The following is an 11,139-nucleotide window of genomic DNA, read 5'->3' as shown; positions in this document are numbered from 1 at the left end:
GGACTCAGGCGGCGGTGGGCCGTGCTGGGCAAGTCAAACTTAAACGAGAACACACCTATGCTTTTTTCCCGTAAGGCGGTTTCCAAGCGTCACTTGCTGCTGATCGCGGCCGGTTTCAGCACTGTGTTGACCGGTTGTGCCACGTCGCCGGCCTCTAAGGTCGCGTCGAGCACCAAGGTAGAGTACTACCCGAACTGCTACGAGCCGGTGCAGCACCTGCGTGCGACTGACTCGGACATGACCAAGTCGGTCGTCACCGGCGCAGCCATCGGCGCGGCCGGCGGTGCACTGCTGGGCGCCCTGACCGGCGACTCCGACAAGCGCGGCCGTAACGCCGCCATCGGTGCAGCGGGCGGCGCCCTGGCCGGCGGTGCGGCGGGTTACTACACCGAGCGCCAGAAGCAGATCAGCGATGACAACCAGCGCATTGCGTCCTACTCCACCGACTTCAACAAAAGCGCGTCCGACATCGACCGCAGCACCGCGTACGCCAAAGCGTCGCAACAGTGCTACCAGAGCGCGTTCACCAAGCTGGTGGCCGACCGCAAGGCCAAAACCGTCAACGACACCGAAGGCCGCAAGCGCCTGGCGGAAATCGTGGCAGGCCTGAAGGAATCCAATGACCTGATCGTTGCGGTCAACGGCAAGGCCAGCGAAGACCTGAACAACTACACCCAGGCCTACGAGAAAGACCTGCAGCAAGTGGGCGTGCAGCGTAACGACGTGGTGACCGTGGCGACCGCCGACACCGCTCCTGTGGTCGCTCCTGCCAAGGGCAAGAAGCCGGTCAAGGTTGCGAAAAAGCAGGCTCTGCCAGTCGTGCCGAAAGAAGCTGTCACCACCGAGAAGAGCATTCAGACCGTGCAGGCCAAGCAAGCTGAAAGCAAGCAGGTCGCCAGCGCCGGTAAGGCCCAGCTCGAAGGCAGCTGCCGCGATCCGAACCTGGCCGACTGGGCACCGGTACCTTGCCCTAACGTTTAAGTAACATGCTGCTATAAGCGTCAAACGTCAGCCGATCTCCTGCTAATGCGCGAGATCGGTGGCGTTCTTTCTGCAAATCGTTAAACTGCTGCGGCCACTCAATAATTACACCGAGGCCGTGTGCATGAAATTTCGTCTTCTCCTGTGGGTGCTGGGCCTGATGATGGGCAAAGCCAGCCGCACCAATCCCGCCTTCCAGCAGCAACTGGGTGACAAAGACCTGGCCTTCCAGCTGCAGACCCTCGACGGCAAGGTTGCCCGTCACTTCATCGTCAAAGACCAGCGCATCACCAGCCGTTCGGGTGTTCACCCTTCGCCGGCGTTCGCCATCGCCTTTAAAGATGCGGCCTACGGCTTCGCCACGATGCAGGCGAAGAACAAGCAATTGGCGTTCATGACGGGGATTCAGGACAAGTCGATCCAGATCAAGGGCAACCCGGCGCTGGTGATCTGGTTCCAGGGGTTGACCAAGTATTTGAAGCCGAAGAAAAAGCAGGGTTGAATTCATCGCCGGCAAGCCGGCTCCTACACAAACTCTGTAGGAGCCGGCTTGCCGGCGATGGCGATGTAACAGGTGGTGGGTTAGCCCTGGCTGAACTGGGACGCCAACTCGCGCAACAGCACCTCGGCATCCAGCACTTTGCCCACCACTTCCTCAGCCTTGTCACGGCTCAAGCCCAGACGCTCAAGCAGCGCATCCGGAATCGCCTCATCCGGCCCGGAGCCAATCCCACGGCTGCGCAACAAGCGTACCGCCAGACACACCAGGTTCGGGTATTCAGCGTACTGACCATCGTAGGTCGGATCGTGCTGGAAGCGCAGGGCAGTGGACAGTTCATCCGGCATGTCCCAGTAGCGCATCAGCCACGCACCGATTTGCTCGCGGCTGATGCCCAGCAGGTGTTGCTCGACATAGCTGTGGCACAGGTGCGGGTTGACCTCCAGGTGACGGCAGATCAGCGAAAAGTGCGGCGGGAACACGTGAGCCAGCAGCAGGTAACCGAAGTTGTGCAGCAGGCCCGCGAGGTAGGTCAGTCCGGCTTCCGGGCGCTGGGCACGGGGCATAGCGCGGGTCAGGCCTTCGATCACGGCGGCGGTGTAGATTGACTGGTGCCAGTAGGGTGTGGACTGGTGCGGGTGATCCTTGGGCAGGCTCAGGGTCTTGCCCAATGCCAGGCCCAGCGCCAGGTTGATCACCAGGTCAAAACCCAGCACGCGCACGATGGCGTCTTCCACGGAGCGGATCTTGCCCGGCGACGCGTAGTAGGGCGACGCGGCCCAGCTCACGACTTGCGCAGCCAAAGCGGGGTCGGTTTCGACCACGCCGGTGATGTCATCAATGGTGGCATTCGGGTCGACACGCAGCTTGATGATCTTCTGCGCCGTGTCGGCCAGCGGTGGAATCTCGATGGTCGCTTCCAGGCGTTGCTGGATGCGGCGGGCGGTGAATGCCTGCATCGCCTGGGTAATTTCCTCGCGGTCATCATTCGGGCGGTCAAGGTTGGGGCGGATGTTGCTCAGCGGCTCGCCGAAGTGGCCGGCGCTGGCCTTGGTCAGCATCGTCTTGAACGTGTCGGTCGGTATTTCCAGTAGCAGCCCGGCTTCGCCCGAATGCACCAGCAGGCTCGGCTCGTTGAGCAGGCTGCCTTCGTACAGGCACGGCGAACTGGTGAGCGGCGGCAGGCCTGGCAACAGGGTCAGTTCGTGCTTGCCCAGCATGCGTTCGACGCGATCCGGCGATACTGCCGTGAGGCGGCGACCGGTGAGTTCGGCGAGGCGGTTGAGGTCGAGCAATTGGTTCTGCGGGAACAGCACCATCAGTGCGCCCACCGCGTCTTCCAGCAACACGGCCTGGACCTTTCGCGCAGGATTCAGGCCCGGTAGGTCGGTGACTTCCGTGTAGGGGATGGCGAGTTTTGCGAGCAGAGCCCGAATGACCGGCGGGGCGGTCAGTGGGGCTGTGGCGAGGGCAACTTCTGACATGGCCTGATCCAATTTCTTACAGTCCACGAAGTATAACCAGCTTGATACAAGTGTTGGTCGGTTAACTGTTGTTTGTGACGCGGTTGGCGCTGAACCTCTGTGGGAGCGAGCTTCTCGCGAAGACATCCCAGGTCACCGCGTTCATTCCCCGGTGTCCGCGTCATCGTTAACGCGCTTCGCGAGCAAGCTCGCTCCTACAAAGTCAGGCGTCACACTTGGCCGTATTGCTGCCCATGGCGTAGCCAGCGGTCCAGCAATGGGCTGACATGATCCGGCCAACGTTCGAGCAGCGCTTGCGCCGCATCGCGCACGGCCGGCAGCAGGTCAGCGTCGCGCATCAGGTCGGCGACCTTGAATTGCAGCAGGCCGGTCTGGCGGGTGCCGAGCATTTCACCGGGGCCGCGCAGCTCGAGGTCTTTTTCGGCAATGATAAAACCGTCGTTGGTTTCACGCATGATGCCCAGGCGCTGGCGACCAATCTGTGACAGCGGCGGGTGGTAGAGCAGCACGCAATGGCTGGCGGCGCTGCCCCGGCCGACCCGGCCGCGCAACTGGTGCAGTTGCGCCAGGCCAAGGCGCTCGGGGTTCTCGATAATCATCAAGCTGGCGTTGGGTACGTCCACACCGACCTCGATCACCGTGGTAGCCACCAACAGTTGCAGGTTACCGGCCTTGAATTCGGCCATCACGGCGGCTTTTTCTGCGGGCTTCATGCGGCCATGGATCAGGCCGACCTTGAGCTCGCCCAAGGTGCTGGTGAGGTCTTCAAAGGTGGTCTCGGCAGCCTGGCAGGTCAGCTCCTCGGACTCTTCGATCAGCGTGCACACCCAGTACGCCTGGCGCCCTTCGGCACAGGCGCCGCGCACGCGCTCGATCACTTCGACACGTCGGGTGTCCGTGACCAATACGGTGTTGACCGGCGTCCGGCCGGGCGGCAGTTCGTCGAGGATCGAGGTGTCGAGGTCGGCGTAGGCGCTCATCGCCAGGGTGCGCGGGATCGGCGTGGCGGTCATGATCAACTGGTGCGGGTTCATGCGCCCGCCCACGCCTTTCTGGCGCAGGGCCAGGCGTTGCTGCACGCCGAATCGATGCTGTTCGTCGATGATCACCAGCGCCAGATTCTTGAATTGCACTTCATCCTGAAACAGCGCGTGGGTGCCCACCACCATGGGTGCACCACCGGCAATCTGCTCCAGAGCCGCTGCGCGTACCTTGCCCTTGAGCTTGCCGGCCAGCCACGCCACTTCCAGGCCCAGAGGCTCGAGCCAGCGCTTGAAGGTGATGAAGTGCTGCTCGGCAAGAATTTCGGTGGGCGCCATCAACGCCACTTGGTAACCAGCTTCCAGCGCTTGCAAGGCGGCGAGAGCGGCGACCACGGTCTTGCCTGCGCCCACATCGCCCTGGATCAGGCGCAGCATGGGTTCCTGCTGGCTTAAGTCGTAGGCGATTTCATTACCGACGCGTTGTTGGGCGCCGGTCGGCGCAAAGCCCAGGTTGGCCAGGTATTGCGCGGGCAAACGCGTGGCCTTGGGCATCGCCGGCGCACGCAGGGAACGCATGCTTTCGCGCAGGCGCTGCTGGGAGAGTTGGTGAGTCAGCAGTTCTTCAAACGCCAGGCGGTGCTGGGCCCAGTGATGACCCAGCGCCAGCTCGTCGACATCGGCATCGGCAGGCGGGTGATGCAAGTAGCGAATCGCATCGTCCAGCGACGCCAGTTGATAGTCGCGGGCCAGCTCCAGCGGCAGCCAGTCGGGCAGGCTTTTCGGGCCGAGCATCGTCAGCGTCTGCATGCACAGCTGGCGCAGGCGTTGCTGGGTCAGGCCTTCGGTGAGCGGGTAGATCGGTGTGAGCGTGGTGTCGACTGGCGGCGGTTCATCGCCGGTAATGGCGCGGTATTCCGGGTGATAGATTTCCAGGCCCGATGCACCAGGCCGCGCTTCGCCGTAGCAGCGTACGCGGGTGCCGCGTTTTAGGCCTTCTTTCTGCGCGTTGCTGAAATGGTAGAAGCGCAGGCTCAGGCCACCGGTGCCATCCTGCAGACGCACCACCAGGCTGCGACGCTTGCCCATCACCACGTCGGCGCCGCTGACCGTGCCTTCGACCACCGCGTCCTGCCCAGGGCGCAACTGGCCGATGGGCACCACGCGGGTGCGGTCCTGATAGCGCAGGGGCAGGTGGAACAACACGTCCTGGAGGTTTTCCAGGCCGACCTTGGCCAACTTCTCGGCCATGGCTTCACCGACACCCTTGAGTGCCGTCACCGACACCTGCGACAGCTCAGTCATACCGTTGCTTAGCTCGCAGCCGTCGGCTTGGCCACCGAGCACAGGCGGATCGAATCGGCGAGGATCTCAATCGCTTTCGGTCGTGGGAAGCTGGCGCGCCAGGCGATCGCCACGGTACGGAACGGTACCGGCGGCGTCAGTGGGCGCACTTCGATCACGCCGGGGGCGTAGTGGTGGCTGTCCACCGCCGACAGCGGCAGGATCGAAATGCCCAGGCCGGAGGCGACCATGTGCCGGATGGTTTCCAGGGAGCTGGATTCCACGGTGGTGTGCTTGGCGCCGTCGTTGCCCTTGGTCAGGGTCGGGCAGGCTTCCAATACCTGGTCACGGAAGCAGTGGCCTTCGCCCAGCAGCAGCAGGCTCTTGTCGTTGAGCAGGCCGGCGTCGATGGTGTCCTTTTGCGTCCACGGGTGGGAAGCGGGCATCAAGACGTAGAACGGCTCGTCGTAGAGCGGCAGGGTCAACACGTCCGCTTCGTTGAACGGCAGGGCGATGATGATCGCGTCCAGCTCGCCGTTGCGCAGTTTGTCGCGCAGCACGTGGGTGAAGTTTTCTTCGATATATAACGGCATCTGCGGCGCGACGCGGTGCAGTTGCGGGATCAGGTGCGGGAACAGGTACGGGCCGACGGTGTAGATGGCGCCGACTTTCAGCGGTGCGGTCAGCTGGTTCTTGCCGGCCTGGGCCAGTTCGCGAATGCTCTGCGCCTGCTCCAGCACCTTCTGGGCCTGGGCCACAATGCCTTCGCCCACAGGCGTTAGGCGCACGGCGCTCTTGCTGCGCTCGAAAATCAGCACACCGAGTTCGTCTTCAAGCTTTTTCACGCCCACCGACAGCGTCGGCTGGCTGACATGGCAACGCTCGGCCGCGTGGCCGAAGTGCTGCTCTTGGGCGAGGGTAACGATGTAGCGTAATTCTGTAAGAGTCATAGCGGGCGTCCATGAGGTTGCGGGCCAAGCATACCGGCTGCAATCGATAGACGCACGTTATCAGAACTTTGCTGGGGATTGAGCGGGGAGTTACGCAGATTTTGCTGAAGGTGGTAAGGGTTGCCCCTCACCACCTTCATTTTTCAGCGACGACGCTTCTCGATGTTGTACACGAACGGTGCAACGATCTCGATGCTGCCACCTTTGAGCATGTCTGCCGGTGGCTTGGGCAGTGGCTGGGCGCGACGGATCATGTCCAGCGTGGCGCGGTCCAGGTCGGCGTTGCCGGAGCGGCCCACCAACTCGTAGGACAGCACGTTGCCTTCGGCATCCACCACGAACTTCAGGCGGTTCAGGCCTTCCTTGCCACGGGCCTGCGCGCCTGGCGGGTACTTTTTGTACTTCTGCAAGTGAGCCAGCAGCGTGCCTTCCCAGGAAGCCTTCGCTGCGATTTGCTGCGGAGAAGGGCCTGGTACAGGTTGGGCCGATTTCTCAGCCGGTGCTTGGGTCGGCGGAGCGTCGCTCGGCGGATCCTCGGAGGGTTTCTCCTTGGGCGGCTCGATCTTCTTCTCCACAGGCTTCGGCGGCTGCGGTTTAGGCTTGGGCTTGACCGGCTTGGGCACCTGGATCGTTGGCTTGGGTGCCTCGGCCAGTTTCGGCAGGGGCAGCTCTTCCACCGGTGCAGGCGGTTGCGGCGGCGTTACCACCTTGGGCGGCGCTGGCGGCGGCGGGGCTGGCATCGGTGCCAGGTCGATGACCATGGCAGCCGGCGGCAACTGCACCGTGCGCGGCGCGGACCAATGAAGCGCGATAGCGATCGCGACGGCATGCACGCCCAGTACGACGGCGAGGCTGGTGCCATAACGCGTCAGTTTGTGGCGCGTCGTGATCATTTCTTGGCTGCCGTCTCAAGTCCGACCAGGCCGACCTTGAGGTAGCCGGCTGCCCGCAGGGCATCCATCACGCTCATCAGGTCGCCGTAGTCCACGCCCTTGTCAGCCTGGAAGAAGATCGTCGTGTCTTTCTTGCCTTGGGTCTTGGCGTCGAGCACCGGGCCCAGGGTTTCAGCTTTGACTTCTTCTTCGCCCAGGAACAGGCGTTGGTCCGCCTTGACGCTGAGGAAGATCGGTTTCTCTGGCCGTGGCGCAGGTTTGGCGCTGGACGCGGGCAGGTCGACCTTAATGTCCACGGTCGCCAACGGTGCCGCCACCATGAAGATGATCAGCAGCACCAGCATCACGTCGATAAACGGCGTGACGTTGATTTCGTGGTTCTCGACGAGTTCGTCGTCGCCTTGATTCAAATGCAGGCCCATGGCCGATTACCCCACTTTCACCATGTGCGGTTGCGAGCTGCGCTCGGTAGGCAGGTGATCGAGGTCGCGGCTGACCAGCAGCAGGACTTCTGCCGACGCGTCCGATACCTGGGCTTTGTAGCCGGCAATCGAACGGGCGAAGACGTTGTAGATCACCACCGCAGGAATCGCGGCAACCAGGCCCAGGGCGGTCGCCAGCAGGGCTTCGGCGATTCCAGGGGCAACGACGGCAAGGTTGGTGGTCTGGGTTTTGGCGATGCCGATGAAGCTGTTCATGATGCCCCACACGGTACCGAACAAGCCGACGAACGGCGCGGTAGAACCGATGGTTGCCAGCACGCCGGTGCCGCTGCTCATGTTACGACCGCAGGCTGCCACCAGGCGCTCCAGGCGGAAGGCCACACGTTCCTTGATGCCTTCTTTTTCGCGGGTGTTGGCCGACAGGCGCATTTCTTCCAGCGCGTCGTGCACCAGAGTGTTGGCCAGGGTGCCCTTCTTGGTCGCGCTTTCGCTGGCTTCCTTGAGGGTGGTAGCCTTTTTCAGGTGGACGATTTCAGTGCGCAGACGACGTTTGGCGCCCAGCAGCTCGAAGCCTTTGGCGATCCAGATGGTCCAGGTGATGATCGAGGCGATGGCCAGGCCGATCATCACGGCTTTCACCACCACGTCAGCGTTCTGGTACATGCCCCACGGCGACAGGTCATGGGCCATGCCCAGGGTGTTGTCTTCTTCCAGCACCACACCGGTGTCTTCGGCGGAGGCTGGGTCAGCCGCCAGGGCCGGGTCGGTGGCGGCCGGCGCAGCCACTGGAGCTGCCGGTGCCGCGGCATTTTGCTCGGCGGCAGCCGGGGTGGCGGGTGCGGTGGCGTCAGCGAAGGCGGCGGTCGGTGCCAGCAGTACGCTGAACAGCAGCGCAGCAATCGCACGCCAGGCGCGGGATGGGCTGTGAAGCTTGGTTGGCGAAGCGGGGGTTGTATTACGTGTCATGCTGGCCGGACCTGAGAGAAAAAATGAGTGATCGTCCTTCCAGACCCAAGGGGTCGAGGACAAATGGGCGGTTATTATTGCAAGTAATTCTTGTTAACAGAAGTAATACAGTTACTTTATTTGCCCTTTTTCTGGCCGTCGGTCACTCGCGAGGGCTAACCTAGACCTTTCAGTACGGAGTTTTGTGATGTCTGCGCCTTCTGTTGTGATTGCCGGCTGTGGCGATGTAGGGAGCCGGCTGGCCAGCCAGTTGCTCGACTCGGAATGGGAGGTTCATGGCCTGCGCCGCGATATTTCGCGGCTGCCCGAGGGCGTGATCGGTATTGCCGGTGACCTGTTCAACAAGGATTGCCCTGACACCTGGCCGATCGGCGGGGTGGATTATCTGGTGTACTGCGCTGCCGCGACGGACCATGACGAAGCCGGCTATCGCGCTGCTTATGTTGAAGGGCTGAAACATGTGCTGGAGTGGCTGGGCGACTACGGGCAGGAGCCTAAGCACCTGCTGTTTGTATCCAGCAGCAGCGTCTACGGGCAGCAAAATGGCGAGTGGGTCGACGAAACGTCGGAGACTCAGGCGAAGGGATATTCCGGGCAAGTAATGTTGGAGGCTGAGCAAGTTGCACTCGACAGTGGCATTCCCGCCAGCATTGTGCGGCTGACTGGTATCTATGGACCGGGCCGCGAATGGCTGTTGACCCAGGTTCGCCAAGGGTACCGCGTGGCAATCGACCCACCTTTATATGGCAACCGCATTCACGCAGATGACGCAGCGGGTTTGCTGGCGTTTTTGTTGCGTCATGTGGAAAAGGGCGGCTCGCTGGAGAAGGTCTACATCGGCGTCGACGATGCGCCTGCGCCGCTGGCCGAGGTGGTGGATTGGTTGCGTGAGTATCTGGGTGTGACCGAATGGGCTGATGACGCGAGTGTGCGGCGTGCTGGCAGCAAGCAATGCAGCAATGCCCGAGCCAAGGCGTTGGGTTGGGTGCCGACCTATCCGAGTTATCGAGAAGGTTATGCGGCAATCCTAAAAGGCTGACCGCTCCCGTTGCAGGGAGCTGGCACGCCCGCTACTGCAACGGGTTATTGTTTTTCCAGTAGCCACTGGCGTGGGCCTGGAACGAGATGGGGGATTTCATACGGCGCGGACTGATTGATCGCCTTCAGAAATTCCATTCGTTTGCCGTGGCGTACAAAAAACCACCCGTCGCCGACATCGCCCCTGCCTAGGTAGAGGGAGTCATTGCCCGCACCTTGGGTAGCGCAATCGCCGCCAAGGCAGAGCTTATACCGGTCATTGTGCGCCAGTCCGGACAGGCTGCCGTCGGCCATGAACTCGACGGTATTGCCAACGCCTTGGCCTTCAATGATTTTCCACCGCCCGCCCATATAAGCTGAATTCAGCGCCCGTCTGAATGTTGTGCCCCACTGTGCACTCGCAGGGGCAGGCTGGGCTGGGCGTCTGAACACCTGGCCGACCATGTGCTCTTTGGGCTGCTGGATCAGTTGGCTGCCGTCCAACTGCAGTTCGTCGGTGCCGTAGCCCCTGTAGTCGACAGTCCACTTGCCGGGAGCCTTCGGCAACAACTCGCCTTCGCCCAGTTCGAATGCATTGCTGAATTGCGCTTTGTTTGCACGAGTGTCGATGTTCCATTCCAGGTTTAAACCATGCACATGAATGGATTGCAGCAAGGGTCTGCCCTGGGCTGCCGAGTCGATTGCCGCTTGGTTGATCCACAACCCGCTGATGTTCGTGGGTTGCGGCGCATGTGTGCAGCCGCCCAGCAGGATCAGCCCGAGGGCAAGTAACTTGTGCATCGGGCTATCCGATATAGGAAGGAAAAGTCATGGGACAGACTAAGAAAAAAGAGCCCTAAGGCTCCTTTTTTTGGTGTCACTGTTTTTCCAGCAGCCACTGACGTGGCCCTGGCGTAAACGAAGGCACCTCATCCGCCTGCGCGGTATTGATCGCCTGGAAGATCTCCAGTTGCTTGCCTTTGCGCACAAAAATCCACGGGTTGCCCTGGCCGTTCAACTGCAGCCAGATACTGTCGTAGCCACCGCTCATGGACGCGCAATCGCCCGCCAGGCACAGCGAGTACTGATCGACATTCGGCAGGCCAGCGACCTTGCCGTTGGCGTGGAATTGCACGATGGCGCCGCTTCCGAAACCGTCGAGGATCTTCCAGTCACCCCCCATATAAGCGGCGTACAGCGCACGCTCGAAGTTTGCGCCCAGTGGCGCGCCTTCCGGTGCGGGCTCTTTGGGGCGAGCGAACAGCTGTTCCGGCTCGTTGTCGTTGGCCACTTGCAGCAGCTGTTTGCCTTTGCGCTTGAGTTCGGTGGCGGAGCTGCCGTAGAAGTCCACACTCCACGCGCCGGACTTTTCACCCAGCAATTTGCCTTCCGCTACTTCAAAACCGTTGTAGTAGCGTGCCTGCGAGGCCTTGGTATTGACCTCCCATTCGAGGTTCGGGCCAAAGCTCTGCAGGGCTTCACGCAAAGGGCCGCCTTTGGCCGCCGCATCGATGGCGACCTGGTTGATCCAGGTGCCGCTCACATCCCGGTCGGCAGGGTTGCTGGCGCAGCCGCCGAGCAACAGGGCGAGCAGTGATGAGGCTACAAGCGCTTTGCGCATCATGAAATCCTTTTAAAACGA

The 11,139-nt window shown here is 61.9% G+C and carries 11 protein-coding genes; 3 read left to right on the top strand and 8 right to left on the bottom strand.

Going from position 1 to position 11,139, the window contains the following annotated elements:
* Positions 1–57: 57 nt before the first annotated feature.
* Complete coding sequence (tagQ, locus tag ACP7C6_RS18065; RefSeq protein ID WP_028618483.1) at positions 58–981, top strand: type VI secretion system-associated lipoprotein TagQ; 924 nt, start codon at positions 58–60, stop codon at positions 979–981.
* Between the two features lie 124 nt (positions 982–1,105).
* Positions 1,106–1,483 carry a helicase gene (locus ACP7C6_RS18060; protein ID WP_426109062.1) on the top strand — a complete coding sequence of 126 codons (378 nt, stop codon included), beginning with the start codon at positions 1,106–1,108 and terminating at the stop codon, positions 1,481–1,483.
* 80 nt (positions 1,484–1,563) lie between these two features.
* Here the strand turns inward: ACP7C6_RS18060 and ACP7C6_RS18055 are convergent, their stop codons facing one another.
* The 6 genes from ACP7C6_RS18055 to exbB all read right to left on the bottom strand — a co-directional run bounded on the left by ACP7C6_RS18055 (position 1,564) and on the right by exbB (position 8,480).
* A complete protein-coding gene (locus tag ACP7C6_RS18055) occupies positions 1,564–2,964 on the bottom strand; it encodes an aminoacyl-tRNA deacylase and HDOD domain-containing protein (protein WP_122687020.1) in 1,401 nt (466 codons plus the stop codon).
* A 209-nt stretch (positions 2,965–3,173) separates the two neighbouring features.
* Positions 3,174–5,249 carry an ATP-dependent DNA helicase RecG gene (gene recG, locus ACP7C6_RS18050; RefSeq protein ID WP_426109061.1) on the bottom strand — a complete coding sequence of 692 codons (2,076 nt, stop codon included), beginning with the start codon at positions 5,247–5,249 and terminating at the stop codon, positions 3,174–3,176.
* A gap of 8 nt (positions 5,250–5,257) precedes the next feature.
* Entirely contained in the window at positions 5,258–6,178 is a 921-nt protein-coding gene (locus ACP7C6_RS18045) for a hydrogen peroxide-inducible genes activator (protein WP_016975936.1), read from the bottom strand.
* Positions 6,179–6,321: 143 nt separating this feature from the next.
* Positions 6,322–7,071 carry a TonB family protein gene (locus tag ACP7C6_RS18040; RefSeq protein ID WP_016975935.1) on the bottom strand — a complete coding sequence of 250 codons (750 nt, stop codon included), beginning with the start codon at positions 7,069–7,071 and terminating at the stop codon, positions 6,322–6,324.
* A complete protein-coding gene (exbD, locus tag ACP7C6_RS18035; protein ID WP_003195519.1) occupies positions 7,068–7,493 on the bottom strand; it encodes a TonB system transport protein ExbD in 426 nt (141 codons plus the stop codon). The genes ACP7C6_RS18040 and exbD overlap by 4 nt, the downstream gene beginning before the upstream one ends.
* A gap of 6 nt (positions 7,494–7,499) precedes the next feature.
* Positions 7,500–8,480, bottom strand: a complete 981-nt coding sequence (exbB, locus tag ACP7C6_RS18030) for a tonB-system energizer ExbB (protein ID WP_068937857.1) — start codon at positions 8,478–8,480, stop codon at positions 7,500–7,502.
* 187 nt (positions 8,481–8,667) lie between these two features.
* On the opposite strand from exbB, the gene ACP7C6_RS18025 reads away from it, so the two are divergent.
* Entirely contained in the window at positions 8,668–9,519 is an 852-nt protein-coding gene (locus ACP7C6_RS18025) for an SDR family oxidoreductase (protein ID WP_426109060.1), read from the top strand.
* 44 nt (positions 9,520–9,563) lie between these two features.
* Here ACP7C6_RS18025 and ACP7C6_RS18020 read toward each other — a convergent pair whose 3' ends face one another.
* Both ACP7C6_RS18020 and ACP7C6_RS18015 read right to left on the bottom strand, forming a co-directional pair.
* Positions 9,564–10,298, bottom strand: a complete 735-nt coding sequence (locus ACP7C6_RS18020; protein ID WP_426109059.1) for a hypothetical protein — start codon at positions 10,296–10,298, stop codon at positions 9,564–9,566.
* Between the two features lie 76 nt (positions 10,299–10,374).
* Positions 10,375–11,118, bottom strand: coding sequence for a hypothetical protein (locus tag ACP7C6_RS18015; RefSeq protein WP_426109058.1), 744 nt, complete (start codon positions 11,116–11,118; stop codon positions 10,375–10,377).
* Positions 11,119–11,139 lie beyond the last annotated feature (21 nt).

The organism is Pseudomonas sp. TWR1-1-4, assembly GCF_049897165.1.
In the GTDB taxonomy this organism is placed as follows: domain Bacteria; phylum Pseudomonadota; class Gammaproteobacteria; order Pseudomonadales; family Pseudomonadaceae; genus Aquipseudomonas; species Aquipseudomonas canadensis.
This window is presented reverse-complemented; position numbering and strand designations above follow the sequence as displayed.

What these genes read in the sequence shown, in the direction of transcription:
- recG (WP_426109061.1), bottom strand. Translation starts at nt 5,249, where the DNA reads ATGACTGAGCTGTCGCAGGTGTCGGTGACGGCACTCAAGGGTGTCGGT.
- exbD (WP_003195519.1), bottom strand. Translation starts at nt 7,493, where the DNA reads ATGGGCCTGCATTTGAATCAAGGCGACGACGAACTCGTCGAGAACCAC.
- ACP7C6_RS18045 (WP_016975936.1), bottom strand. Translation starts at nt 6,178, where the DNA reads ATGACTCTTACAGAATTACGCTACATCGTTACCCTCGCCCAAGAGCAG.
- ACP7C6_RS18025 (WP_426109060.1), top strand. Translation starts at nt 8,668, where the DNA reads ATGTCTGCGCCTTCTGTTGTGATTGCCGGCTGTGGCGATGTAGGGAGC.
- ACP7C6_RS18040 (WP_016975935.1), bottom strand. Translation starts at nt 7,071, where the DNA reads ATGATCACGACGCGCCACAAACTGACGCGTTATGGCACCAGCCTCGCC.
- tagQ (WP_028618483.1), top strand. Translation starts at nt 58, where the DNA reads ATGCTTTTTTCCCGTAAGGCGGTTTCCAAGCGTCACTTGCTGCTGATC.
- ACP7C6_RS18060 (WP_426109062.1), top strand. Translation starts at nt 1,106, where the DNA reads ATGAAATTTCGTCTTCTCCTGTGGGTGCTGGGCCTGATGATGGGCAAA.
- ACP7C6_RS18020 (WP_426109059.1), bottom strand. Translation starts at nt 10,298, where the DNA reads ATGCACAAGTTACTTGCCCTCGGGCTGATCCTGCTGGGCGGCTGCACA.
- exbB (WP_068937857.1), bottom strand. Translation starts at nt 8,480, where the DNA reads ATGACACGTAATACAACCCCCGCTTCGCCAACCAAGCTTCACAGCCCA.
- ACP7C6_RS18055 (WP_122687020.1), bottom strand. Translation starts at nt 2,964, where the DNA reads ATGTCAGAAGTTGCCCTCGCCACAGCCCCACTGACCGCCCCGCCGGTC.
- ACP7C6_RS18015 (WP_426109058.1), bottom strand. Translation starts at nt 11,118, where the DNA reads ATGCGCAAAGCGCTTGTAGCCTCATCACTGCTCGCCCTGTTGCTCGGC.